We start from the raw sequence: 26,321 nt of genomic DNA on the forward strand, positions 1-26,321 counted from the left end.
CGGAGGTCTCGACGATGTTGACGATGTATTCCACGTCCTGGTGCGGCTACTGCCACCGGCTCAGGTCACAGCTTGACCGGGAGGGCATCGGCTACACGGTGGTGGACATCGAGCAGGATCTGGCCGCCGCGGAGTACGTGATGAGCGTCAACGGCGGCAACCAGACGGTGCCGACGGTGCGGTTCGACGACGGCTCGGCCCTGACCAACCCGTCGATCGTCGACGTCAAGAAGCACCTGGCCGCGCTCGCCGGAAGCTGACCGGGTCGGCGGTGGGCCCGGCGCGGGCCCACCGCCGCACGGTCCGTTCGACGGGGCGCTCAGCGCGGCCGGGATCCCGAGGTCGGCGACGCCTCCGCCGAGGGCGACGCCTCCGCCGAGCCGGCGACCGGCGGTACGTCGGGCAGGATCACGTCCGGCGCCGGTACGTTCGGCGCGACGTCGGAGCGGGTCGCCGTACCCGGGGCGGGTGGTGCGGAGAGGGCCCGCCCGGCCCAGAGGTACCCGGCCGCCATCGTCATCACCACCGCGATCACCACGAAGAGCAGTCGGTAGTCGACGAAGCCGACCAGCAGCGCGCCGGTGCCGATCGAGATCGCCTGCGGGCCGCTGATCAGCGCCTCGGAGGCGGCGGCGACCCGGCCGAGCAGCGGGCCCGGGGTGCGGCGCTGGATCAGCGTGTTCAGCCCGACGAAGGCGATCGGCAGGCCGAAGCCGAGCAGCACCAGGGCGACGAAGGCCAGCCAGATCGTCGGGTACGCCAGCAGCAGCGCACCGGGCGCGAAGAGCGCCACCCCGACGGCCAGCGCGGCCAGCTCGCCGAACCGGCGTACCACGGCCGGCGAGGAGAGCCCGCCGAGCACCCCGCCGATGCCCTGCACCGTGACCAGCACTCCCACGAAGCCCGGCTCCCGGCCCAGCCCCCGGTCCACGTACGCGAAGATCAGCGACTCGCTGAACCCCATCACCAGGACGGCCAGCGCGGCGCCGACGACCGCCCGGCGCAGCGCCGGCTCGCCGACCATGTGCCGCAGCCCCGCCCCGACCTCGGTCACCCAGCGGAGCTGGGCCGGGCCGGGCGTCCGCTCGGCGATCCGCAGCGCGGAGACCGCACAGGCGGCGGCGACGAACCCGATCATGCCGACCGTCGGCAGCGTCCAGCCGCCCGCCCCGGTGTAGAGGGCCGCCCCGGCCAGTGGTCCGACCAGCCGGAGGCCCTGCTTGACGGTCTGCAACGCGCCGTTCGCCTGGGCCATCAGCTCCTCGGGGACGATCTGTTTGATCAGCCCGTTCAGGGTCGCGCCGAGGGCGACGTAGGAGAGCCCGTACAGGGCACCGACGACGTAGATGATCCAGACGTCGGTACGGTCCCGGACCAGGAACAGCGGGGTGAGCATCACCGCCGTGACCAGGTTGGCGGCGAGGAAGAAGGGGCGGCGGCGGAACCGGTCGACCGCCCAGCCCACGATCGGGGCCAGCCCCATCGGCGCGACCATGGCGAAGATGGTGGCGCCGGCCATGCCGTCCGAGCCGGTCAGGTCCTTCACCCAGACGGCGAGCGCCAACAGCATGATCGACTCTGCCGTCATGCTGAACACCAGTCCGGCGAAGAGCAGCCGGAAGTCGGGGCGACGCAGGATGGTTCGCATGCGAGGGGTCCCTTTCGAGGTGGCGGCGAGCCGCTCGGGGACCGCGGACACCCGGGTTCGACGTGCTCACCGCCGACGGATGGGGTCGCCGGCGCCGGGTCGCCCGCGGCGGCTGTTCGCCGTACTGGTTGGGGCGCGTTCTCTGCTGGCGTACGGCGGGGGGTCGTGGTTGTGAGAATTCGTCGCAGTCGATGGTGGCGGGGCGGCTGGTAGCGCTCGGAACTCGATCGGCTATCCGACGACAGGGGGGTGGAAGCGTCCCGGAAAGCCCCCTCCATTTAGACACGCCGTTACCATTCGACGGCACGCCGTGAAGTACGAGCGGCATACTGGACCGCCGGGAGCGCGACCTGGACGGTCCGCACCTGCCCGGCGACGGGCTCGACGGAAACGAGAGCGAGGATCCAGTGCCTCCTGCTCAACCCAGCCCGATCCTGCGGCGGCGCAGGCTCGGCACGGAACTGCGCAAGCTGCGGGAGTCCGCCAAGCTCACCGGCGACCAGGTCATCGAGGCGGTGGGCTGGGCGTCGGCCTCCAAACTGTCCCGGCTGGAGAACGGCCGCAGCCGGCCCGACCTGCGCGACGTCCTCGACCTGCTGGACCTCTACAAGGTCACCGGGGCGCTGCGCGACGAACTGACCGCGATCACCAACGAGGCCGGCGACATCCGGGGCTGGCTGCGCTCGTACGCGACGATGACGCCCCGGCAGCGCGGTTACGCCGAGCTGGAGGCGGGCTGTGCGGAGATCCGCGAGTACAGCCCGGTGATCGTGCCCGGCCTGTTGCAGAGCAAGGGCTACGTCAACCTGCGCATCCTCTCCTCCCGGCAGCTCGTGGACGACCCCGACAGCGACGACACCGAGGATGCCGAGACCGAGGTGGCGGCCCGGATGGCCCGGCAGTCGCTGCTCACCCGCGAGGTCGAGCCGCCCCGCTACCACGCGGTGATCGAGGAGGCGGCGCTCGGCGGCCGGGCCGGGCCGCGCGAGGTGCTGCGGGCCCAGCTGATCCAGCTGCGCAAGCTCGCCGGACTGCCCAACGTGACGCTCCAGGTCCTCCCCACCGAGCAGACCATCGCGGACTGGTACCTGCCGCACACCGGGTTCTCGCTCTACCGCTTCGCCGAGCCGCAGGACCCGGAGACGCTCGCGATCGAGGGGCTGGCCACCAACCTGATGGTGACCGATCCCAAGGAGATCGCCACCTACTCGATGGTCTTCGAGTGGCTCCAGGACGCGGCGCTGAGTCCGGAGGAGACGATCACCTGGTTCGCCGAGACGGCGGCACAGCGCTCGTCGGCTCCCCGGAAGCCGGCCAGCCGCGACCCGGGAATGCCGCCCACCCAGCGCAGTCGCCGCTCCGGACGGCTGACCGAGCAGTAGTTCGCCCCCCGATCCGACCCCGGGGCGCCGCCGTGTTCGACGGCGACTCCGGGTTCGGTGTCACGGCCGATCCTGGCGCTTCCGCCGGTGCCGTACGGATCCGGGTTCCGAGCCGCCGGCTCCCGACGTGGGAGCCGGCGGCTTCGTCGTACGTCGCGGCGGAGCTGACCCTGCGTGTCGGCCGGCGGCGCCCTGACCTCCCGGCCGCCCAAGGGATGTTGACCCTGTGTCACCTGATCGGACGAGCAACTACTCCAATCGGCGCGTTTCACTTGCCCACCGGCCAGGAATGGGTGAACATAACCCGAGGGGACGTGGAAGTTCCACGTAATGACTTCGTTAGGTAATCGCAGGATCATCGTCCGTCACCGGCCTTCGGAGACACCCATGCGGTTTCTAATCGTTCGCACGGATATCCGTGCCGCCGCTGATGACGAGTTGGCCGCTGCCTGGGCGCAGGGGGAGCGCCTCCGCGACGAACAGACCTCTCCGGAACAGCGCCGTCAGATCGTCCGCGCCGAGGACCGGGACGCCGCCCTGCTGCTCGCCCGGGCACTGTCCAGTGTGGGCGCGGTGCGGTCCGGGCGCCAGCGGGTCAAGGTGGTGCCGGTGGGTGAGCCCGACCGGCGGCACCGCAACCAGCCGTTCCGGGACCGGACCGCCGACCGGGTCCTGCCCGTGGACGCACCCGGACCGGGCCCGGTCGAGTTCGGCCCGCCGACAGTCGACCCGCAACCCAGGAACCTCGGCCCACAGTCGAGGTTCGGCTAGACGACCGTCGTCGACCGGGGTGGCGTCCCCCGCCACGCACCATGCCTGACCCGGCAACGACGGCCTATGATCTTGGCCCGTGATCGTCGCGGCAACGACGCTCGCGGGCCAAGATTTGTGCGGAACGCTCCCGGGCTACCGGGCATCCTCCAGCCAGCTCCGGATCAGGAACAACGCGATCGACGACGGCGGTGGCAGCGCCAACCGCAGCCCGTCACCGACCTCGACCGCCTCCCCGGCCAGCACCGTGGCGATCTCCCGCCGGCTGAACCAACCCGCGTGCGCGATCTCCGCCGGGTCCAGCCGGATCGGCCGGTCCGGGTCGGCGAGAGCGAAGAAACCCAGCATCAGCGAGGCCGGAAACGGCCAGGACTGGCTGGCGACGTACCCGATGTGATGCGGGACGAGGCCGACCTCCTCGGTGACCTCCCGGACCACCGCGTCCTCGGCCGACTCCCCCGGCTCGACGTAGCCGGCCAGGCAGGAATACCGGCGCAGCCCCCGCTCCGAGCGCCAGGCCGCGTTGTTGCCGAGCAGGCACCGCCCGCCGGGACCGGAGACCCCGTCGTGCACCAGCACGATCATCGCCGGATCGGTACGCGGCCAGAGCTGGTTGCCCGCCTCGTCCCGCCGGGACCAGCCGGCGTCCCCGACCACGGTGGACAGACCCGTCAGTGACGAGTACAGGTGCCGGGCGTGCCAGTTGGCCAGCGCCACCGCCGTGGTGAAGAGGCCGGCGTCCCGGTCGCTGAGCAGGTGCCCGACCTCGCGCAGGTTCGCCGGCCGGGTGCCGGCCAGCTCCGGCAGCGGCGCGTCGACCGCGAAGACCGGTACCCCGTCCGGCTCGACGCCGAGGAAGAGCCGGGCGGCCGGCGCGCTCTCCGCGGCCGCGTCCGGACCGAGCAGAACCAGCTCCGGCCTGCCACCGGCCGAACCGACCAGGCTCCGGCCGCCGTTCGCCACGTCCACCACCAACACCCGGGCCCGCTGCCACGCCTCGGCCAACCAGCCCGGGTCGGTACGCCGGTGCGCGGCCCGGTCGAGCGTGGACCGGGCCAGCGGCGGATGACCCGCCGGCAGGTCCGTCGGCGGTGGACCGGAGGTCACGATCCCGCGGCCTCGGTCCGGACCGGTCCCAGCACACCCAGCGGACCCTCCACCTGGCCGGCGTCGCCGAGCACCACCGTGGCCGCCCGGGCCGGAGCCAGATATTTCGCCGCCGCCGTCGCCACGTCGTCCCGGGTCACCTTCGCCAACCGGGCCGCGTGCTCGGCCAGGAACTCCAGGCGCAGTCCGGAACCGGCGTACGAGCTGGCCACCGCCGCCAGCCCGGCCTGGGTCGAGATGCCGAGTTGGAGGGTACCGAGCGCGTACTGCCGGGCCTGCTCCAGCTCGTCCTCCTTCGGCGGCAGCGAGGCCAGCCGGCCCAGCTCGTAGACCGTCTCCAGCAGTGCCGGCCCGGTCACCTCGGTCGCCACCTCGGCGGAGACCATCAGCGTGGAACCGGCGACGGCGTGCTCGATCGACGAGTGCGGCCCGTACGTGTAGCCCTTGTCCTCCCGGATGTTCTCCACCCAGCGGGACGAGAAGTAGCCGCCGAAGACCAGGTTGGCCAGTTGCAGCGCGGCATGGTCGGGATGGGTGCGCGGCACCGCCGGCAGCGCCAGCCGGACCGACGACTGCACCGAACCGGGCCGGTCCACCAGCAGCAGCGGCCCCGGCTCCAGCGCCGGGATCGGCGGCAGCTCACCCGGCGCGCCGTCCCCGGTCCAGCCGCCGAGGGCCCGCTCCGCCGCGTCCAGCACCTTTGCCGGCTGTACGTCGCCGACCAGCAGCAGGATCGCCCCGGTCGGGCGTACCCGGGCGGCGTGCAGGCTGCGCAGCGCCGCCGGCCGGACCGCCTCGATCTGCTCCGGTTCCGGAGTCTGCACCGAGTACGGGTGCTTGCCGTAGATCCGCTTCAGCAGCGCCCTCCGGACCAGGTACGCCGGCAGGCTCTGCGCCATCCGGATCCCGTTGACCATCCGGGCCCGCTCGGTGGCGACCTCGTCGCCCGGGTAGGTGGCGCCGGTCAGCACCTCGGCGAGCAGCTCCAACAGCCGGTCCAGGCCGGTGACCAGGCCGGTGCCCGAGACCAGCAACCGGTCGGAGTCGAGCGCGGTGGAGAGCCCGCCGCCCACCTTCTGCAACTCGGCGGCGATCTCCACGGAGGACATCGTGGCGGTGCCGGAGAGCAGGGTCTGCGACATCATCAGGCCCCGGGCCAGGTGCGCCCGGCCGAACGGCAGCCAGAGCCGCACCTCGACCAGCGGTACGGCCGGCCGGCGCAGGGCGATCACGGTCAGCCCGTTGGGCAGGGTGCGCTCCACCTCGCGGGGCAGCTTGAGCTTGCGGGTCGGCCCGAGCGCGGGCAGCGTACGGACACTCATCGGGCACCTCCACCGGGTACGACCTCGATGGCGGCCCGACGCTCCGGACGCAGCGTGGCGGCGGCCGCCCGTACCTGCTCCTCGGTCACCTCGCCGACCAGCCGGGGCAGTTCGCCGAGCAGCCCCGGATCACCCCGTTGCTGTTCGAGCACGGCCATCTTCAGCGTCCGGCCGAGCGCCGCGTCGGTCTCCCGGAGCAGGTGGGTGGCCATCCGGGCCTGGGTCCGGCCCAGCTCGTCCGGTGCCAGCCCGTCGGTGGCCAGCCGGTCGATCTCCTCGTCGATGGTGCGCAGCACCTTGTCGACCTCGCTGTCGGCCGGCAGATGGGCCTCGATCAACAGTGCGGTCGGGTCCCGGACGTCGTACGGGTCGCCCATCAGCCCGAGGTAGCCGCCGACGCTGACCACCGAGCGGTCCCGCAGTACCAGCCGCTCCACCAGCCGGGACGCGTCGCCGTCGGTGAGCACCTCGGCCAGCACCACGTACGGCAGGTAGCCGGCGAAGTCGCCGATCGGGTCCGGCACCCGCCAGGCCGCCGCCACCGCCGGCAGCGGCGCCAGCCGGTCGGTGTAGGACTCCCGCCGCTCCCCGGTCAGGTCCGGCTCGGCGAAGTCGGGGCGGGTCGGCGCCGGCCGGGCAGGTACGTCGCCGAAGTGCCGCTCGATCAGCGCCGTCACCTCCGCCACGTCCAGGTCCCCGCCGACGGCCAGTACGGCGTTGCCACAGGCGTAGTACCGGTCGAAGAAGTCGGTCGCGTCGGCGATGCTGGCGCTGGCCAGGTCGTCGAAGGAGCCGTACCCGTCGTGCGCGTTGGCGAACGTGTCGAACATGACCGGCGGCAGCCGCAGCCAGGGGAACCCGCCGTACGGCCGGTTCAGCACGTTGACCCGGATCTCCTCCTTCACCACGTCGACCTGGTTGCGGAGGTTCTCCTCGGTCAGCCTCGGCCCGCGCATCCGGTCCGCCTCCAGGAAGAGGGCCCGCTCCAGCGCGTTGCTCGGCAACGTCTCCCAGTAGTCGGTGTAGTCCAGGTGGGTGGAGCCGTTGAAGGTCCCGCCGGCACCCTGGATGTGCCGGAAGTGCGCCAGCTTCTCCAGGTTCTCCGAGCCCTGGAACATCAGGTGCTCGAAGAGGTGCGCGAAACCCGTCCGGCCCTCCGGCTCCGACCGGATGCCGACGTCGTAGACGACCGCCACGCCGACCACCGGAGCGCTGCGGTCCGGGGCCAGCACCACCCGGAGGCCGTTGTCGAGGGTGAACCGCTCGACCGAATGCTTCGTCGTTGGAATTCTCGATCTTCCCGCCGCCACGCACCGACCCTAGCGCGTCCCGCCACCACCGGTGGTCGGCCTCGGCGTACCTGACCACACCTCCGGCGTGCCGGGCTCGCCTCAGACGGGGCGGACCGAGGCGAGAGCGTGCTCGACCACCCAGTCGAACTCCCGGTGGGTCCCGGGTATCGAGACGTAGAGGACGGCGACGGTCGACCGGCCCACGTCGATGCAGGCGACGGCGGCCAACTCGTCGGTGGCCCGCAGCCGTGGCCGGGTGAAGTGCAGCCGGAACACCGAGACCCAGGCCGGCCGCCCGCCCAGCGAGGTCCGCCCGTCCCGGATCGACTCCATCCGGTTCGGCTGCGGGTAGTACTCCGCCCGGACGTCGCCCGCCACCTGCCGGCCGACGCACTCCAGGTCGAAGGTGAGGGCGTCGTTCTCCGCCGCCGGCACCGCCGCCGACAGGATCGAGGCGTGGTAGTCGCTGAACCCGTCGTACTCCCGCTCGGTGACGAAGTGCTGCCCGACCTTGTACGGCACCTCCAGCGTCCCGGCACTCCACACCGTCCGCCACGGCTGCCACGGCGGGCCGTAGGTGGCGTAGGAGATTCCGGCCTCCGGGTCGACGGTCCGCTCCCCGCCGCGCGGCTGCCCCGGCCCGGCCGGCGGGACGACCGGGTCCGGCTCCGGGGCGGTCGGCCCCGGCGACCCGGGTACGTTCGGCGACGGCGCACCGGGCGCGTCCGGCGCCGACGAGCCGGGGAGCGGACACTTCCGGGCCAGCGGCGGCCGTACGTCCGTCGGCGCCGCCGGCCGGCTCCAGAGCGGGTCGACGCCGCCGGACATGGTCAGCCCCAGCACGACGACCAGGCCGATCACGAGTACGCCGCCGGCCGTACCGGCGAACCACCACAGCCGACGGTCCGGACCCGCCGGGCCGGGGGCCGGTTCGGGTGGTTCCGGCGGCGGTGCGGGCAGGCCGATCCGGGTTACGGCACCGGCGGCCCAGGCGGCGCCGGGTCGGCCCTCGGCGCCGTCGGTCCCCCTCGGGACGTTGTCCGGCATCTCCCTAGTGAACACCACCGACCGCCGGGCGAGCCGACCCGCCGACCGCTCGACAACCGGCGGGCAGCCGTACGCCCGACAACCGCCAGGCCACGGCACCCGGCGACCGGCAGGGTCGGTGGACGCCCCGACGACCGGGTAGGGCCGTCGGCGCTCGACAGCCCGGTAGGGCTGGCGACGGAGGCGGTCAGCCGTCTCCGGCGACCGTCATCTCGATCCCGTCGCCGGAGGTGGCCGGCGAGTGCATCTCGACCACCTCGACCTCGGGCGCCCCGGCGGCCAGGCCGTACCACGGGGTGAACACGACGACGGTGGCGAGGAGCAGACCGCTGACCGCGAGCAGGAGCACCACCAGGATCTCCCGCGTCGAGCCCTGACCGACACGCACGGTCATCGCAACCTCCCCCATCGCGACCCACCCCCGTGGCCGCTGGTTCCCCAGGACAGGATGGCCCGTCGATGGTTACTCCGCAGTCGCCCATCGGACCCGATCAGGTGTATTCGCGGGCATAGTTGTGCTGACCGATCGGAGCATCGACCGTCTCGCCCTTCGGGACGGGCGTTCGAGGGTCAGCGCGCACTCACCCCCCGTCACCGAACGCGGGAGCGAGAGCGCGGAAAGGACGGGAGCCAGGAAGGGCGACGCCGGGAGGGCGGTCGAGCGGTCAGGCGACCCGGCGAAGCCGGCGCGAGCGGGATGCCCGGCGACTTCCACCGTTCTCGGACCGCGGCTTCGGCACCGCCGCCGAAACCGTCGTCGCGGTCGTGGCGATCGTCGGCCGGCCGGCCGGCGCCGACACCGGAACCCCGGACGGGACCCGCGCTCCGGTCAGCTTCATCAGGGCCGGGTCACCGGGGCGGACCGCCAGCGTCTCGGGCCGGATGCCGGCGTCGCTGAGCAGGCGGGCCACCTCCCGACGCTGCTCGGGCAGGGCCAGGGTGACCACCCGGCCGGACTCGCCCGCCCGGGCCGTACGGCCGCCCCGGTGCAGGTAGTCCTTCGAGTCGGTCGGCGGGTCGACGTTCACCACCAGGTCGAGCCCGTCCACGTGGATGCCCCGGGCCGCCACGTCGGTCGCCACCAGGGCGGTCACCTGACCGGACTTGAACTGCTCCAGGGTACGGGTCCGCTGCGGCTGCGACTTGCCGCCGTGCAGGGCGGCCGCCCGTACGCCCCTGGTCATCAGCTGTTTGGCCAGCCGGTCGGCGCGGTGCTTGGTACCGACGAAGAGCATCACCCGGCCCTCCCGGGCCGCGATCTGCGCCGTCGCCGTCGTCTTGTCCACCGCCTCCACCTGGAGGACGTGATGGGTCATCGCGGTGACGGTGGCGGTCGTCGGGTCGACGGAGTGCGAGACCGGGTCGGTGAGGAAGCGGCGGACCAGCCGGTCGACGCCGCGGTCCAGAGTGGCCGAGAAGAGCATCCGCTGCCCGCCCGGCGCCACCTGGCGCAGCAGGTCGGTCACCTGGGGGAGGAAACCCATGTCGGCCATCTGGTCGGCCTCGTCGAGCACCGTGACGGTGACCTCGTCGAGCCGGCAGTCTCCCCGGTCGATCAGGTCGGCCAGCCGTCCCGGTGTGGCGATCACCACCTCCGCGCCGGCCCGCAGCGCCGTGGCCTGCCGGCTCAGCGAGAGTCCGCCGACCACGGTGGCGCAGCGCAGCCCGAGCGTGCGGGCGTACGGGGCGAGGGCGGTGGTCACCTGCTGGGCGAGTTCGCGGGTCGGGACCAGGACCAGCCCGAGCGGGCGGCCCGGCCGGGCCCGACGGCCGGCGGTGCGGGAGAGCAGGGGCAGGCCGAACGCGAGGGTCTTGCCGGAGCCGGTACGGCCCCGGCCGAGCACGTCCCGACCGGCGAGCGAGTCGGGCAGCGTGGCGGCCTGGATCGGGAACGGCGTGAGGATGCCGTTCTCGGTCAACGCGGCGTGCAGGCCGGCGGCCAGCGGCGCGTCGGCGAAAGTCTGGATGGTGCGGGTCATTACGGGCGGACCTTCCTCGAAGCGGTACGTGTCGAGGAAGGTCACCGGCGCCCGCCGCCGAGGCTCGGCCACCGGCGGCGGTGCGCCCGGTGACCGCAGCCACGGACCGGGAAATACGCGGGAGCCAGCCCGTGCCGTCGGGCGCGGGCTGGCCGCGTCACCACGCCGGTCTGGGCGCGGTGGTCGAACCTCTGCGTCGGGCTAGCGCCGCGCAGGAATGCTCGGTCAGATCGGGCGGATGTTCTCCGCCTGCGGGCCCTTCTGGCCCTGGGTGACCTCGAACTCCACCCGCTGGTTCTCGTCCAGGCTCCGGTAGCCGGAGCTCTGGATCGCGGAGAAGTGGGCAAAGACGTCGGCGCCGCCGCCGTCCGGGGTGATGAAGCCGAAGCCCTTGTCGGCGTTGAACCACTTCACGGTGCCAATTGCCATGTGTTTCGTCTCCTGACGGAACGTTCGGTCCGCACCTGTTGCGGACCGAGTAGTTGCCCACCGAACCGGTGGACGGCTGTCGCTCTGGTCGCCCCGCCCGGAGAACTCCGGACATAACAAAGAGCGCCTACGGTCACAATCCCGCAGGCGCACACAGAGTCTCTGGGAACCAAAACTGCAACGCCGCAACGTTAGCACACGATCGGCCCGACCGAGCGGATTCTGGCGATCAAATCCGACGAGCCGGCCCCCGGCGGGGCTCAACCGCCCGCCGCCGCCTCCGGCACCTGCGCCACCAGCGCGGCCAGGCCGTCGGCGTCGAGCAGGTCCGCCGGACGTACGGTCACGTTCTCCCGTACGTAGTGGAAGGCCGCCCGGACCCGGTCGACCGGCACACCCGCCAGTTCCGCCCAGGCCAGCCGGTACGCCGCCAACTGCACCGCGGCGGCCTCCGCCTCGACCCCGGTCGGCTGCCGCCCCGTCTTCCAGTCGACGACGTCGTACCGGCCGCCGGGGAGGGTGAAGACGGCGTCCATCCGGCCCCGGACCAGCAGCCCGCCGATCGACGTGGCGAACGGCACCTCCACCTCCACCGGAGTGCGCTCGGCCCACTCGCTGGCCAGGAAGCGCTCCTGCAACTCGGCCAGCGCCTCGTCCGGGGCGGCGTCCGAGTCGGCCGCCCCGGGCAGCTCGTCGACGTCGAGCAGCCGGCTGATCCCGTACCGCTGCTCCAGCCAGGAGTGGAACGCGGTGCCGCGCCGGGCGTACGGCTCGGGGCGCCGGGGCATCGGCCGGCGCAACGCGCGGGCCAGCGCCGCCGGGTCCCGGCGCAGCGTCACGAGCTGCGAGACCGACAGGTGACGGGGGAGCGCCACCTCGACCGGTCCGGAGCGGTCCGCCAGCATGTCCCGCTCGGCGAGCAGCAGTTCGGCCTCGCGCCGCCAGGCCGCCGCGACGGCCGCCGCCTCCGGGTCGACCGGCGGCAACTCCCCACCACCGGCGCCGTCCGCCGGGTCCTCACCACCGGCGCCGTCCGCCCGGTCGGTGCCGTCCGCCCGTGCGGGGTCGCCGGTCGCCTGGGTCGGCTCCGCCTCGGGTGGTTCTTCCGACATCAGGCGGCGGACCAGGGCGGCGGCCTCGGCGAGTACCGGCCGACGGGCACCGAGCGGGTCGGCCGGCCACTCGGCCCGGAGCACCACCTCGGTGGTCGGGTTGCTGGCGTCGGCCGCCGGCTCCGGCGCCCAGGCGTCGACCACGAAGCCGCTCTCGCCGGCCTCGGGCGTGGTCAGGCACCACTCGTACACCTCGGAGAGGAAGGTCGACGGGCCGCGTGGCCGTTTCGTCCCCTCGCCCCACCAGTAGCCGGAGCAGAGCAGCAGCCGGCGCGGCCGGGTGACCGCGACGTACGCCAGCCGGCGTTCCTCCCGCTCGTCGTGCGCCCGCCAGTCGTCGGTGAAGGTGGCCAGCGCCCGGGCCACCGCCTTCTGGTCGTCGGCGTCGTGCAGCGCCAGCTCGGGCAGCCCGTCCGCGTCGCCGCGCAGCGGGAACGGCAGCACCCCGAGGCCGAGCAGATAGTGGTCGGAGCCCCGGGCCGTACCCGGCCAGACGCCCCGGCTCAGCCCGGCCACCGAGACCACATCCCACTCCAGGCCCTTGGCGGCGTGCGCGGTGAGGATCTGCACCGCACCCTCCACCACCTCGACCTCGCCCGGGGAGAGTCCCCGCTCCTCGTCCTCGGCGGCGGCGAGGAAGGCCAGGAAGGCGTGCAGCGGCGCACCGGCCGAGTCACCGGCGAACCGGGCCGCCACGTCGCCGAGCGCGTCCAGGTGCCCCCGGGCCAGTCCGGCGTCGCCGCCCCGGCCGTCGCTGCCGGCGCGGACCGCCACCTCGACGTCGAGGCCGATGGTCCGTTCGACGTCCGCGAGCAGGTCCGGCAGCGGCTGGTCCAGGCGGTGCCGGAGCAGGCCGAGTTCCTTGGCGTACGCCCGCAGCCGGGCGTAACCCTCCGCCGAGTACGCCTGCGCCGGCCCGAGGTCGGCCAGCGCCTCGACCAGGGTCGCCTCGTCGAGGCGGTCGGTGACGATCTCCGGCTCGTCGTCGTCGCCGTCGGAGCGGGGCAGTTCCCGGCGGGCCCCGGCGATCGCGGTGGCCCGGCGGTGCAGGGCGACCAGGTCACGCGGGCCGATCCGCCAGCGGGCTCCGGTCAGCAGCCGGAGCAGCGCGGCACCGTCGGTCGGGTCGGAGAGCACCCGCAGGGTGCAGACCACGTCCCGCACCTCGGGGGTGTCCAGCAGCCCGCCGAGGCCGACCACCTCGACCGGCAGTCCCCGGTCCCGCAGCGCCGCCTCGATCGCCGGGATCTGGCTGCGCAGCCGGACCAGCACCGCCGTCGTCGGCCGGGCCACCACCGGAATCTGCTCCGGCAGCGCGTCCGGCATCCGGGCCGCGCCCCGCCAGGCGGCGAGGATGCTGTCGGCGATCCAGTCGGCCTCGTCGGCGTACGTGTCGAGCAGCGCGCAGTGCACCGTGCCGCCGGCGTACCCCCGGCCGGTGCGGCCGGGGATCTCCTCGTCGACCCGGAACGCGGCGGCCAGCTCGGCGACCTGCGCCCCGGCGGCCCGCAGCGGCGCGGCGAGCCCGTTGGCGACGTCCAGGATCTGCGGCCGGTTCCGCCAGCTCGTGGTGAGGGTGCGCACCTGGGCCGGCGTGCCGTCCGGCTGGGCGAACTCGGTCGGGAACCGGTCCAGGGTGCCGGCGCTGGCACCCCGCCAGCCGTAGATCGACTGGCACGGGTCGCCGACGGCGGTGACCGGGTGCCCGCCGCCGTAGAGCGAACGGAGCAGCACCACCTGGGCGTGACTGGTGTCCTGGTATTCGTCGAGCAGCACCACCCGGTAGCGCCCGCGCTCGATCGCGCCCACCTCCGGGTGGTCCCGGGCCACCCGCGCCGCCCGGGCAAGCTGGTCGCCGAAGTCCATCGCCTCGAAGTCGTCCTTGCGCTGGGCGTACGCCCGGACCAGCGGCAGCAGCCGCAGCCGGAGCTGCTGGACGTGCAGCGCCTTGCGTACGTCGGCGTAGACCCGGCCGGGCCGGGACTGCACCTCGGCGAAGAACCGTCCCGTCCAGGCGGCCAGCTCGTCCGGGGTGACCAGGTGCTCGGCCAGGTCTGCGGCGAGCGCCAGTACGGCGTCGGTGACGGTGCTCGGCTGCCGCTCCACCTCGGACATGTCGCCGTCGTGGTTGCGGACGATCGAGTCGACGATCTGCCAGCGGGACGCCTCGGTGAGCAGCCGGGTCGACGGCTCGTACCCGCCACGCAGGCCGTGCTCGGTGACGATCCGGGCCGCGTACGAGTGGTACGTCGCCACCGTCGGCTCGCCGCCGAACGGGTCGTCGTCGCTGTTGCGGCTGTTGCGGCCGAGCCGACGGACGAGTTGACCGAGCCGGGTCCGGATCCGGGTGCCGAGTTCTCCGGCCGCCTTCCGGGTGAAGGTGAGGCCGAGGACGTGCCCGGGTTCGACGTACCCGTTGGCGACCAGCCAGACCACCCGGGCGGCCATCGTCTCGGTCTTGCCGGAACCGGCCCCGGCGACCACCAGCAGCGGCTCGACCGGCGCCGAGATGATCGCGGCCTGCTCCAGGGTGGGTGCCGGCAGCCGGAGCAGCTTGGCCAGCTCGACCGGGGTGTAGCGCGGCCCGGCGTCGGCGACCCGCTGGGTCGGCGCCGGGCTGAACAGCGAGGGCTGGGTCATCGGGCGCCCCCGCCGCCGCGCTGGCCGGGCGGTTTCGGCGGGCTGTCCGGGCGGCGCCGGGTGGGCGGCTCGACGACCTGCCGGCCCTGCCCGGAGATCGGGCAGCTGCTGCGTACCGGGCAGACCCGGCACTTCGAGTTGGCAACGGCGGAGAAGGTGGCCGCGGCCATCGTGTCGGCGGTACGCCGGACCATCGCCCGCGCCCAGCCACCCGCGTCCTCGGCCGCGCCGGCCGGCGGCTGGACCTGCTCCCGGGCGTCCTGGGTCGAGGTGCCGAGCTGCACCAGCGCCGCCCCGCCGGACTCCGACCCGGCGCCGAGGTCGGCGAACGCGCCCGCCTCCACCGCCGCCTGGTAGGCACCGAGCTGCGGATGCTCGGCCAGCTCCGACGCGGTCACCGCCGTCGACTTGCCGGTCTTGAGGTCGATCACCACGAGCCGGCCCTCGGCGTCCACCTCCAGCCGGTCGACCCGGCCGGTCAGCTCGATCGGCCGCTTCGGGTCGTCGAGGCGTACCGCGAACTCGTGTTCGATGGCGAGCAGCCGGCGCGGGTTGCCGGCCAGCCAGCGCAGCAGCTTGTCGACCATCACCTCGGCGCGGGCCCGTTCGGTGCCGGCCATCCAGCGGGCGGCGAGTTCGATCACGTCGAACCGCGCCGTCACGTACTCCAGCAGTTTGCCCCGGTCGGCGCTGGCGTCCTCGGCGAGCATCGCGGCGGCGTGCACCAGGTTGCCGACCCCCTGCGCGGAGCTGGCCGGCGCCTTGCCGCCGTGCCGTTCCAGCAGCCAGCGCAGGCTGCACCGCAGCGCGCTCTCCATCCCGGACGGGGTGACCCGGACCGGTTCGCCCTCGTCGACCAGGGGCCGGTCGTCGGAGAGCGGCCGCAGCCCCCACCAGTCGTCGGGATGCGCCCCCGGCACCCCGGCGACGGCCAGCCGGGCCAGCTCCTCCGCCGCCGCGCGCCGCCGGGCCGGCGACGCCTCCGGGTCGGTGACGGCGGTACGCAGCTCGGCGACCAGCGCCGACAGCGTCAGCGCCCGGGGCGGCCGGGCGACGGGCAGCGTCGGTACGTCGTCGGCCATGCCGTCGGCCTCCTCGGCCGGCACCCCGTCCGGGTCCGGGGTCGCCCCGCCCCCGCCGCCGGGCCTACCGCCGCTCTCCGGTCCGCCCTGGCCGGTGCGGCCGTCGCCGTCGTCCGGGCGTTCGACGGTGGGGCCGAGTTCGTAGAGGAAGCGGCTCGGCTGCTCCTCGTGGTCGGCGACACCGACCGCCGCCGAGGCGACCGCGCTGACCAGCAGCCTGCGCCGGGCCCGGGTGGCGGCGACGTAGAAGAGCCGGCGTTCCTCGTCCAGCATCGCCGAACTCTGCCCGACCAGGGTGGCCGCGACACCGGCGCCCTCGCCCCGGCCGGCGAGCAGGTCGACCAGCCGCTCCGAGCCGAGCAGGCTGCCGCGCAGCCGCAGGTCCGGCCAAATCCCCTCCTGTACGCCGGCCAGCGCGACCAGGTCCCACTCCAGCCCCTTGGCCGCGTGCGCGGTGAGCAGGCGTACCGCCTCGCCCCGGTCGGCGCTCGGCGCGAGGGTGTCGGCCGGCAACTGCTGCCCGAGCACGTGGTCGAGGAAGACCTCGGTACGCGCCCCTGGCAACCGGTCGACGAACCGGGCCGCCGCGTCGAAGAGTACGACGATCGCGTCCAGGTCCCGGTCCGCGGCGGCGGCCCGCCAGCGCAGCCCGCTGTCCTGCGCCCCGGCGGCGGTACGGGCCCGGGCCAGTGCGCCGGACCAGCGCTCGGCGAGCCCGCTGGCCCGCCACACCGCCCAGAGCACGTCCTCGGCGGTGGCGGCGGGCACCGCGGCCGCCTCCCTGGCGGCGGCCAGCAGGTTCGCGACCGCCTGGGCCGGTGCCGCCCAGCGGCGCTCGATGGTGAGCAGGTCGCGCGGGTCCCGCAACGCCTCCACCAGCAGGTCCCCGGAGGGGCGCCGGTCGCCGCCGGCCAGCGCCAGCGCGCGCAGCCCCTGCCGCAGCCGCCGCTCGGCCAGCGGGTCGGCGCCGCCCAGCGGCGAGTGCAGCAGCGTCACCGCCGCCTCCTCGTCGAGCCGGTCCGGTTCGAGCGCGCAGCGCAGCAGCAGCAGGAACGGCGCCACCGCCGGTTGCAGGTGCAGCGGCAGGTCCTCGGCGTGCACCACGGTCGGCACCCCGACGGTGTGCAGGGCGCGCTGCAACGGCGGCAGTTGCAGCGTGGTGGAGCGGAGCAGCACCGCCATCCGCGACCAGGGCACCCCGTCGAGCAGGTGTGCCGAGCGCAGCGCGTGCGCCAGATAGGCAGCCTCGCTGGTGCCGGAACGGAAGGTGCGGATCTCCACCGTCCCCGGCTCGGCGTCCGGCACCGGGCGCAGGTCGCGGTGGGCCACCGGCCCGCGCAGCCGCCGCGCCAGCCGCCGGGTCGCGTCCAGCAGCCCCGGCCCGGCCCGGTACGACGTGTGCAGCACCAGCGTCCGGGCCACCGCCCCGGAGACGGTACGGAACCGGTGCGCGAAGTGGTGCACGATCTCCGGGTCGGCGCCCCGGAAGGCGTACGTGGACGAGTCCGGGTCGGCGAACGCGACCAGTGACTTGCCACCGCCGGTCACCAGGTGCAGCAGGTCCACCTGGGCCGGGTCGGTGTCGGCCAGCTCGTCGACGTAGACGTGCGCGAGCCGGGCCCGCTCGGCGTCGAGCAGGTCGGGGTCGTCGGTGAGCAGCCCGGAGGCGGCCCGGACGAGTTCGGCGGGGTCGTAGGCGACCGAGCCCCGGGTGGTGACGTCGCGCAGGGCGAGCACGGCGACGTACTGCCGGAGGAAGCGGGCCGCCGCCGGCCAGTCGGCCCGGCCGAGCTTCTCGCCGAGCCGGGCCAGCTCCACCGGCCCGATCCCGCGCTCGGCGGCCCGCATCAGCAGGTCGCGGAGCTGTTCGGCGAAGGCCCGGGTACGCAGCGCCGGCCGCAACTCCGCCGGCCAGCCGACCGGGTCGTCGATCTCGTCCCCGTCACCGGGTTCGGTCTCCTCGACCCCGACCACGCCGAGCAGTTCCCGGATGATCAGATCCTGCTCGGGGCCGGTGAGCAGTCGGGGGGACGGCTCGCCGCGTTCCGCCGCCGACCTGCGCAGCAGCCCGAAGGCGTACGCCGGGAAGGTGCGGACCAGCGGCTCGTGCAGTACCCGGTTGGTGGCCTCGGCGATCCGGGCCTCGATCCGGTGCCGCAGCGCGGTGGCGGAGCGGCGGCTGAACGCGAGCACCAGGATGCGTTCCGGGTCGACACCCTCGGCCACCCGGGCGACCACCGCCTCGACCAGGGTGCTGGTCTTGCCGGTACCCGGTCCACCCAGGACCAGCAGCGGGCCGTCGGTGTGTCCGACCACCTCCCGCTGCACGGGGTCGTCGTGTCGCGCCGGTCCGGCCTCGGCCGGCCGACGGACCAGCCGGTACGCCTGCACGCCGCCCATCACACCACGCCGCCCCGACGAGGCACCCTCAGGTACGCCCCGCGCCACGCTCCCGTCGCACTCCCGGTGCACCCACCGGCTCCGACGGGTCGCCTGAGAGAGTGTTGGGTAACTGGATGACTACTTCTGGTTGAGTTCGTTGTCGAGGCGTCGAGCCGCTTCGGTCTCGATCGGGCCCTGCGGCTCGATGTCCTCGCCAGCGAGGCGGGCGGCCATCAGCCGGAGCCGGGCGTTACGGTGGGCCATAGAGACCTCCGGTAGGTATGGGCGTCAGCACCTCACACCTCGCCGGAGGTCTCTCCATCGATCAAGCCGACACGCCGTCAACAACGCTCATGGTCACTACAGCTAGCCGTGCACCGGACCGGGGCCGTCGGGCAGCCTGCTGGTTACCGCCCGACGGCCCCGGCGGGGACCGGCCAAGGGACGGATCAGCCGGTCGCGCAGGCCACGCCGTTGAGCGTGAACGACGTTGGCCGGGGGTTGCTGCCGGTGTGTGTCCCGTTGAATCCGAAACTGGTCGACGCACCCGGGGCGAGCGTGCCGTTGTAGCCGACGTTGGTGACGGTGACCGCCGTACCGGACTGGGTCACGGTCGCCGACCAGGCCTGGGTGATCCGCTGGCCGGCGGCGAAGGCGAAGGCGAGGCTCCAGCCGTCGACCGTGCTCGTCCCGGTGTTCGTGATCGTGATGGTGCCGCTGAATCCGGTGCTCCAGTCGTTGCCGGTCCAGCCGATCCGGCAGCCGCCGGCCGGTGCGCCCGGGGTGTTCACCGAGACCGGCGCCGACGCCGCCGAGACGTTGCCGGCCGCGTCCACCGCGACCACGTAGAACTGGTACGTGCTGCCGGCGGTCAGCCCGCTGACCGGGAACGTCGGCGTGCTCGGCGAGCCGAGCAGGGCGTCGGTGGCGCCGGCCTCCCGGTAGACCCGGTAACCGGTGACGCCCACGTTGTCGGTCGGTGCGGTCCAGGTCAGCGTGGCTCCGGTCGCCGTCACCGCCGAGGCGGTCGGGGTGCCGGGCGTACCCGGTGGGGTGGTGTCGCCGGTCCCGGCCGGACTGGTGGTCACCGAGACCGGCGCGGACGCCGTGGAGCGGTTGCCGGCGGCGTCCCTGGCCACCACGTAGAACTGGTACGTCGTCTCGGCGACCAACCCGGTCACCGCGAAGGTCGGCGTGGCCGCCGAACCGAGCAGGAGGTCGCTGGCGCCGTTCTCCCGGTAGACGTCGTAGCCGGCGATTCCGACGTCGTCGGTGGCGGCGCTCCAGCTCAGGGCGGCTCCGGTGGCGGTCACCGCGCTAACGGTGGGGGTGCCCGGCCGGCTCGGCGCGGTGTTGTCCGGTGCGGACGGTGCCGGTTCGGCGCCCCAGATCAGCGAGCCGTCCTCGTAGAGCGTCACCTTCGGGTTCGGCCCGGCGGCGGCCTGGTACGACGGGTCGTTGCTCGGATCCCAGGTGCCGCCCTCGGGTACGCCGATCTTGAACTGCACCTCCATCCGGTGCGCCGACTGCCCGGCCGGGGCGATGGTGTAGCCGGAGCAGTCCACCTCGACGTACCAGATGTCGCCGGAGAGTTGCCGGGCGGCGGTCGGCGCCGGGCAGCCCTGGGTGTAGCCGCTGGTCACCTGGATCGCGCTGCTCCCCTCCGGCCGGAAGTAGTACCGGAACGAGGATTCGGTGAGCGCCCGGGCCGGGAAGGCGGACTTGTTGTAGACGATCGCCTTGATCCCGGTGGCCCTCGGCTCGGCCTGCATCACCGTGGTCTCCACGGTGATCTCGTCGATGTCCGGCCGCTCGGTCGGCGGGAAGCTCGCCAGCGGCGAGCCGCCGTACTCGGAGACGAGCCGGGCCAGCGCGGAGGTGAGCCCGGCGTTGTAGTCGGTGGCGACCTCGTTCATCACGTAGTCGCTCCGGTTGTCCGTGTAGGCGTCGTTCGGCGAGGACGGGCCGCCGACCAGGGCACCGTAGAGGGTGTGCCGGGTCGCCTCCGGCACCTGCATGCTGTCCCACCAGGAGCCGTGCGCGGTGCGGTGGTGCGGGTTCTTCGGCGGGTTGGCACCGAAGCCGATCATGTAACTGGAGTTGCGTGGGTTGTCGCCGAGGGCGTAGTTGATCTGCCGGACCGCGAAGTCGTGGTAGCGGCTCTTCCGGGTCGTGTCGGTGGTCCGGTCGCTGTAGACGAGTGCCGCGAAGGCGGTGTTGGCGGCGTACCGCAGCGCGCCCCAGGTGTCCAGCACCGCCATCCCGCCCGGCGAGGTACGCACCTTCTCCCCGTTCACCCCGACGGTCCAGTAGTCGAGCCAGCGGTTGGCGTCGTCGACGTACTTCTGCTTGCCGGTCAGGTTGGCCAGCAGCACGTACGCGCCGAACTGCTTGTTGTCCCAGGCCACCGTCCACTTGTAGAGCCGGTTGCTCTGCTGCGGCTCGGTGCCGAGCCGGTCGTACTCGCTCTCGGCCTTGGTCAGGTAGCTGGCGTCCCCGGTGGCCCGGTAGAGCCAGATCGCGCCCCAGACGAGTTCGTCCTGGTAGCCGCTCCAGGAGCGGTAGAAGTTCGTGACGTCGGTGATGCACTCGTGGTAGGCCCGGCGCACGGTGTCGGCGAAGGTGTAGAGCTGGCGGGCGTGCGTGACCAGCCGGTCCGCGTAGGCCGGGTCGGTGGGCCGGAACACCATCGAGGAGGCGGCCATCGCCGCCGCCGTCTCGCCGGCCAGGTCCGCGCCGCCACAGCTTGCGTCGATCTTGTACGCCGGCCGCGCCATCGGCAGCACCTCGGCCGGCCCCCACCACTTGTGGTCGTCGTCGCCCTTGCCGACCTGCCCGTAGAGGACGTTGGCCGAGGGGTGCGCCCGGATGAAGTAGTCGTTGACGAAGCGCAGGTTGTTGAGCAGGTGCGGGAGCTGGCCGGACGCCTGGTAGCCGCTGCGGTACTCGACGGCGCCCCAGGCCAGCATGGTGGCGCTGAACGCCATCGGGAAGCCGAACTTGACGTGGTCACCGGCGTCGTACCAGCCGCCGGTGAGGTCGAGCCGGACGTCGGAGCCGTCGGTCAGCGCCGAGTCGCCGCGCCAGGAGACCCGGTTCCAGTCGGGCAGCGGGCCGGACTGCTGGGCCTCGTAGAAGTAGAGCGACTTCTGTAGCGCCTCGGCGTAGTTGAGGGCCGGGGCGGCGGTCGGCGCCGATCCGGCCCCGGCCGTCGTACCCGGGCCGGCTGTCGCCGGGGCGACCCCGGTCAGCACCAGCGCGGCGGCGGCGGCCAGCGCGGTGCTGCCGGCGGTCACCGCCCGGAGGTACCAGCGGCCCGGCCGCTGGCCGCGGTCGGGCCGCTGCCGGCCGTCTGGTCGCTGCCGACCGTCGAGGCGTTGCCGGGCGCCTGGCTTGGGCCGGGGACCGGGCCGGGGACGTTGCCCGTTCGGCCGGGCCGGGGCAATGCGGTCGCGCACTAGAATTGCTCCTGTCCGTGGAGCCGCGCGCGGCGACGCGTAGCGGAGGACACGAGGGGCGGATGTGGGCGCATCCGCCCCTCTCCCTGCGCGGTGCACGACGCGGGTGCTGGGCCGGGGAAAACCGTGCTGCGGTGGTGCCGGTGCGAGGGGGTGGATCTCGGTCCATCGGAGTCCCGGGAGCGCTCCCATGGATAGCCAACAATGTAACCGCGCCATTGCCGGTTTGTGAAGGACCCAAACCGGCGACACCTGCGGCGGCACACCGAGCATCCGGCCGCCGGAAAGTCCAGAGGAAAGCCCTTTCCTGCGCCGTTGACGATACTCACACCATCCAGCCGCCTCGATAGGAACGCGACGTCCGCCCAGCTCAGAGCGGTGAGTGCCGACTCAGCCGGCCGAAGATCGGGGCCAACTGGCGGAACCCGCGTCCTGGGATACGAGCGTACGGTTGCCGCCGCCGCGCGGCCCGGGAGAGGGTACGGCCAGATCAGGGAGACAAAACCCCAGATCAGCGGTGCCATCGACGCCGCCGCACGCTGATCGTTCCGGCCTCTGGCGAGCCTGGACAACGACGGGTCAGCCGGCCGACAAACTCCGAGGAGACAGCGATGGCACTACGCCTTGCCGACCGCACCGCCTGGCCGGAGACCCTGGCCCGGGCGGTGCGGGCGACCCCCGAAGCGTTCACCCTGCACACCGACCGGTCCGGCGGCGCGGTCACCCTGCGCAACCTGGTCGAAGGCGCCTGGCAGTCCGTCGGTACGCCGAGCCCGGTGCGTACCCCGGTGGACAACACCGTACTGGTCAACCTCGCCCGGCTGGCCGCGGAGTCGGCCCGGGCCGCCGTCGCGTTCGCCGCCGACGAGCACCGCGACTGGGCCGCCACCCCGCTGGCCGACCGCAAGGCCCGGGTCGTCGAGGCACTCGACGCGCTGACCGAGCACCGGGACCTGCTGGCCCTGCTGCTCGTCTGGGAGATCGGCAAGCCGTGGCGACTCGCCTGCGCCGACGTGGACCGGGCCCTGACCGGCGTGCGGTGGTACGTCGGGGAGATCGACCGGATGCTGGCCGACGGCCGCGAACCGCTGGCCGGTCCGGTCAGCAACATCGCGAGCTGGAACTACCCGATGAGCGTGCTGGTGCACGCCGAACTCGTGCAGTTGCTCGCCGGCAACGCGGTGATCGCCAAGACGCCGTCCCAGGGCGGGGCGGTCTGCCTCACCGTGGCGCACGCGCTGATGCGCCGGGCCGGGCTGCCCGCCACCCTGCTCAGCGGCGGCGGCGAGGAGCTCTCCGAGGTGCTGGTCCGGGCGCCCGAGATCGGCGCGGTGGCCTTCGTCGGCGGCCGCTCCAACGGCGGCAAGGTCGCCGCCGCGCTGCTCGACACCGACAAGCGGCACATGATCGAACAGGAGGGGCTGAACGCCTGGGGCATCTGGGAGTTCTCCGACTGGGACAACCTCGCCAAGCACCTGAAGAAGGGCTTCGAGTACGGCAAGCAGCGCTGCACCGCGTACCCGCGCTTCGTGGTGCAGCGGGAACTGGTCGACCAGTTCCTCGACATGTACCTGCCGGTGGTCCGCTCGGTCCGGTTCGGACACCCGCTGGCGGTCGACCAGGACTGGGCCGAGGGCGACCCGCTGCCCGAGCTCGACTTCGGCCCGCTGATCAGCGCCGCCAAGGCCGACGAGCTGCGCCGCAAGGTGGACGAGGCGGTACGGGGCGGAGCCGTGCCGCTGCACCGGGGGCGGCTGGACGGGGCGCCGTTCCTGGCCGGCCAGGACACCTCGGCGTACGTGGCCCCGTCGGTGCTGCTGGCTCCGCCCGGCCGGTCCCGGCTGATGCACACCGAGCCGTTCGGCCCGGTCGACACCATCGTGGTGGTGGACACCCCCGACGAACTGCTGGCCGCGATGAACGCCAGCAACGGCGCCCTGGTGGCCAGCCTCGCCTGCGACGACGAGGAGACCGCGGCGAAGCTCGCGGTCGACCTCCAGGCGTTCAAGGTCGGCATCAACCGGCCCCGGTCCCGGGGCGACCGGGACGAGCCGTTCGGCGGCCGGGGCGCCTCCTGGAAGGGCGCCTTCGTCGGCGGCGACCTGCTGGTGCAGGCCGTCACCGTCAGCTCCTCCGCCCAGCGGCTGTACGGCAACTTCCCGGACTACGCCAGCTACCCGGCCACCTGAGCGCCCGGGCCGGGCGGCCGGCCCGGAAAGGGGGCCCCTCCGGCCGTCCTACCGGAGGGGCCCCCTTCCATCTCGCCCCAGTCAGGCGGTTCCGCCGGTCCGGTCCTGCACCAGGACCGGACCGCCGGGTCTGTTCCGTGCCGCTACGCCTCGGCGGCGGCCGGAGTCTCGGCGTCGGGCACCGGCACGGCCGGCTCGCGTGGGAGCGGCACGGCCGGCTCGCGTGGGAGCGGCACGGCCGGCTGGCGGTTCGACGCCCCGGCCGGCCGATCGTGCAGCGCTCCGGCGGGCTGGTCGCGCCGTGACCCGGCACGCCGGTCGTACAGCGGCCCGGCGGGCTGATCGTGCTGTGGCGCGACGGATCGGTCGTGCGGTGGCCCGGCGGGCTGATCGTGCAACAGCGCGGCGGGTCGCTCGTGCGGTGGCACTGCGGGTCGGTCGTGCAGTGGCACGGTGACCGTCAGCAGCTCGCCGTCGCGGTCGACGGTCTCCGGCCGGTGCAGCCGGTCCAGGAGGCGCAGCATCGGCACGTTCTCGGCCGAGGTGTGCGCGAGCAGCGCGGCGCAGCCGGCCCGGGTGCCGTACCCGACCAGGCGGCGCAACAGGGCACCGCCGAGGCCACGGCGCTGCCAGTCGTCCTCGACCAGCAGGGCGAGTTCGGCGAGCATCCCCTCGGCGGCCAGGTTCGCCATCGCCACCACCCGCTCCGGCCGGCCGTCCCCGCCACCGGCCCAGGCCAGCAGGGTGACCCCGCGCGCCGGGGAGAGCAGCCGGGCCAGCCGCTGCGCTGGCACCGAGCCGCGCGCCGGATAGCGCTGACCCAGGCTCCGCGCCGAGCAGCGCCTGTGCATCTCCAGCACCGCCGGCAGGTCGTCTCCGACGGCCGGACGTACGGCCAGCTCGGCGCCGTCCGGCAGCACCAGGGTCACCCGGTCGGCGGCCTGCCGGGCCACCGCGGCGGCCAGGTCCACCAGTGCCTGGGCGCGGGCGTACTCGGCCGGGGTGAAGCTCGGCGCCGTCCGCAGCACCTCGAAGGAGCCGCCGTACGGGTCGGGCAGCCGCATCGTCTCGGCGCCGTGCCCCGGACCCGCCGGACCGGAGAGCACCGGCCGCCAGGTGACCGAGTCGGCGCTGAGCAGGCTGCGCAGCGACTCGCCGAGCGCGTCCGGATCCCGGACCAGCCGGCTGGCCAGCCCGAGCGCCCGGGTCGGCTGGTCGGCCAACCCCCGCGCCTCGCTGCGGGCCACCCAGCAGTTCCGGCCGCGCCCGCGCTCCACCGCCGCCACCAGGTCGTCCGCGGTCAACCCGGGCGGCGCGTCGACCAGGAAGTCGTCGACCGCCCCCGCCTCGGTGGTGTGCACCTGCACGGCGAGGATGTTCACCCCGCGCAGCGCGAGACTCGCGGTGAGGACGGAGAGGAATCCCGGCCGGTCGACCACGGTCGCCCTGATCCGCCACAGTGTCATCTGCACTCCCTTCCCGGCTCCAGCCTGCCCGCCCGCTGTTACCCGCCGGTTGCTCAGCCGTGACGGGTCATCACCGCCGGCAGCGGGCCGGGTTCCGCCGGTGGGGCGCTGACCAGGTCGAGCCGGTCGCCGAGGATCGTCGCGGCGGCCCGCACCAGCTGGGCGATCCGGTCGACCTCGGTGACGTGGAAACCGGCCGCCGTCAGCCCGTCGCCGTCCACCCGGGCCAGCATCAGCACCAGCCCCGCCCGGCCGAAGGGGGCGACCGCGTAGTGGGTGCCCGCCGGACCGTTCAGCGAGCGGGCCCGCAGCGGGGTCACCTCGGGCAGCTCCAGCGGTGCCGGTGCCCGCCAGCTCGCGTACGCCACCGCGGGCGAGCCGCCGCCCCGGACCGTCCCGGCACCCGCACCGGCGCGTGCCGCCCAGTCCGCCGGTACCACGGCCGCCGCCGCCCAGTCCGCGGCGAGCAGCCCGGGTACCGCGTCGACGAGGGTGGCCAGCCCGTCGGCCGGGTTCGCGGCGATCTGGGTGAGCAGTTCGGCGTCCTGCCCGCCGCCGTTCGGCGCGCCGATCGCCCGCCACATGCCGTTGACCCGTACCCCGGGGATGGCGGCGAGCCCGGCGCAGAGCCGGTCGACCCGGGACGCACCCGGCCAGACCACGGTGAAGTCGTCCACGGCCCGGCCGCCCAGCCGCTCCAAGACCACCACCTGCACGATGTCGGCACCGGCGACGCCCAGCGTACGAGCGACCTGACCGAGCGTTCCGGGTCGATCCGGCAGGGTCACCCGAACCCTCAGCAACATGTCCGTCCCCTCCGTCGGCGGACCGGCGCGCGTTCCGCCGGCGAGCTGTCAACCAGGCTGCCCGATGACCATTTCGCCCCTGTTGCCGTGGCATGTCCCGGCAGCAAAACCCCGAAGCGGCGCCAACCCGGGCCCGCTTCCCGTCGACCGGCCCGACCCCGGGGGCCGAGGGCCGGCCCGGGCTTGACTGGACGGCCCAGATGCCATCA

The 26,321-nt window shown here is 73.8% G+C and carries 16 protein-coding genes and 2 pseudogenes; 4 read left to right on the forward strand and 14 right to left on the reverse strand.

Annotated features, from left to right (window positions below; genetic code table 11):
* Positions 1-14 precede the first annotated feature (14 nt).
* The gene (locus C6361_RS14740) at positions 15-260 is read left to right on the forward strand and encodes a mycoredoxin (protein WP_107257897.1); all 246 of its coding nucleotides are present in this window, start codon (positions 15-17) and stop codon (positions 258-260) included.
* A 59-nt stretch (positions 261-319) separates the two neighbouring features.
* On the opposite strand, the gene C6361_RS14745 is transcribed toward C6361_RS14740, so the two are convergent.
* Positions 320-1,648, reverse strand: coding sequence for an MFS transporter (locus C6361_RS14745; protein WP_107257896.1), 1,329 nt, complete (start codon positions 1,646-1,648; stop codon positions 320-322).
* A gap of 407 nt (positions 1,649-2,055) precedes the next feature.
* Between C6361_RS14745 and C6361_RS14750 the strand changes: the two genes are divergently transcribed.
* Both C6361_RS14750 and C6361_RS14755 read left to right on the forward strand, forming a co-directional pair.
* Complete coding sequence (locus C6361_RS14750) at positions 2,056-3,030, forward strand: helix-turn-helix transcriptional regulator (protein WP_107257895.1); 975 nt, start codon at positions 2,056-2,058, stop codon at positions 3,028-3,030.
* 387 nt (positions 3,031-3,417) lie between these two features.
* Positions 3,418-3,651: pseudogene (locus C6361_RS14755) on the forward strand (hypothetical protein); the annotation flags it as partial.
* Positions 3,652-3,936: 285 nt separating this feature from the next.
* Here C6361_RS14755 and nudC read toward each other — a convergent pair.
* The 11 genes and pseudogenes from nudC to C6361_RS14810 form a co-directional block, all read right to left on the reverse strand.
* Positions 3,937-4,908 carry an NAD(+) diphosphatase gene (gene nudC, locus C6361_RS14760; protein ID WP_199853355.1) on the reverse strand — a complete coding sequence of 324 codons (972 nt, stop codon included), beginning with the start codon at positions 4,906-4,908 and terminating at the stop codon, positions 3,937-3,939.
* Positions 4,905-6,230: a pitrilysin family protein gene (locus C6361_RS14765; RefSeq protein ID WP_107257894.1), complete on the reverse strand. Its 1,326-nt coding sequence runs from the start codon at positions 6,228-6,230 to the stop codon at positions 4,905-4,907. The genes nudC and C6361_RS14765 overlap by 4 nt, the downstream gene beginning before the upstream one ends.
* Complete coding sequence (locus tag C6361_RS14770; RefSeq protein WP_107268086.1) at positions 6,227-7,540, reverse strand: pitrilysin family protein; 1,314 nt, start codon at positions 7,538-7,540, stop codon at positions 6,227-6,229. Before C6361_RS14770 ends, C6361_RS14765 begins: the two co-directional genes overlap by 4 nt.
* An 81-nt stretch (positions 7,541-7,621) precedes the next feature.
* Complete coding sequence (locus tag C6361_RS14775; RefSeq protein ID WP_107268087.1) at positions 7,622-8,569, reverse strand: hypothetical protein; 948 nt, start codon at positions 8,567-8,569, stop codon at positions 7,622-7,624.
* Positions 8,570-8,756: 187 nt separating this feature from the next.
* A complete protein-coding gene (locus C6361_RS14780; RefSeq protein WP_107257891.1) occupies positions 8,757-8,963 on the reverse strand; it encodes a hypothetical protein in 207 nt (68 codons plus the stop codon).
* Between the two features lie 69 nt (positions 8,964-9,032).
* Positions 9,033-10,548, reverse strand: a pseudogene (locus C6361_RS14785) (DEAD/DEAH box helicase).
* A 225-nt stretch (positions 10,549-10,773) separates the two neighbouring features.
* Positions 10,774-10,977 carry a cold-shock protein gene (locus C6361_RS14790; protein WP_101369720.1) on the reverse strand — a complete coding sequence of 68 codons (204 nt, stop codon included), beginning with the start codon at positions 10,975-10,977 and terminating at the stop codon, positions 10,774-10,776.
* Between the two features lie 260 nt (positions 10,978-11,237).
* Positions 11,238-14,729, reverse strand: a complete 3,492-nt coding sequence (locus C6361_RS14795) for an ATP-dependent DNA helicase (protein ID WP_107270962.1) — start codon at positions 14,727-14,729, stop codon at positions 11,238-11,240.
* Positions 14,726-18,202, reverse strand: coding sequence for an ATP-dependent helicase (locus tag C6361_RS14800; protein WP_369931427.1), 3,477 nt, complete (start codon positions 18,200-18,202; stop codon positions 14,726-14,728). The genes C6361_RS14795 and C6361_RS14800 overlap by 4 nt, the downstream gene beginning before the upstream one ends.
* A 129-nt stretch (positions 18,203-18,331) precedes the next feature.
* The gene (locus C6361_RS38835) at positions 18,332-18,457 is read right to left on the reverse strand and encodes a hypothetical protein (RefSeq protein WP_255416221.1); all 126 of its coding nucleotides are present in this window, start codon (positions 18,455-18,457) and stop codon (positions 18,332-18,334) included.
* Positions 18,458-18,642: 185 nt separating this feature from the next.
* Positions 18,643-21,489, reverse strand: a complete 2,847-nt coding sequence (locus tag C6361_RS14810; protein ID WP_234359503.1) for a glycoside hydrolase family 9 protein — start codon at positions 21,487-21,489, stop codon at positions 18,643-18,645.
* Positions 21,490-22,262: 773 nt separating this feature from the next.
* Between C6361_RS14810 and C6361_RS14815 the strand changes: the two genes are divergently transcribed.
* Positions 22,263-23,840, forward strand: coding sequence for an aldehyde dehydrogenase family protein (locus tag C6361_RS14815; RefSeq protein ID WP_107268090.1), 1,578 nt, complete (start codon positions 22,263-22,265; stop codon positions 23,838-23,840).
* A gap of 143 nt (positions 23,841-23,983) precedes the next feature.
* Here C6361_RS14815 and C6361_RS14820 read toward each other — a convergent pair whose 3' ends face one another.
* Entirely contained in the window at positions 23,984-25,306 is a 1,323-nt protein-coding gene (locus C6361_RS14820; RefSeq protein ID WP_107268091.1) for a GNAT family N-acetyltransferase, read from the reverse strand.
* A gap of 53 nt (positions 25,307-25,359) precedes the next feature.
* Positions 25,360-26,112 (reverse strand): amino acid-binding protein, encoded by a 753-nt coding sequence (locus C6361_RS14825; protein WP_107268092.1) that lies wholly within the window; start codon positions 26,110-26,112, stop codon positions 25,360-25,362.
* Positions 26,113-26,321 lie beyond the last annotated feature (209 nt).

Origin of the sequence: Plantactinospora sp. BC1 (genome assembly GCF_003030345.1) — a bacterium.
Lineage (GTDB): Bacteria > Actinomycetota > Actinomycetes > Mycobacteriales > Micromonosporaceae > Plantactinospora.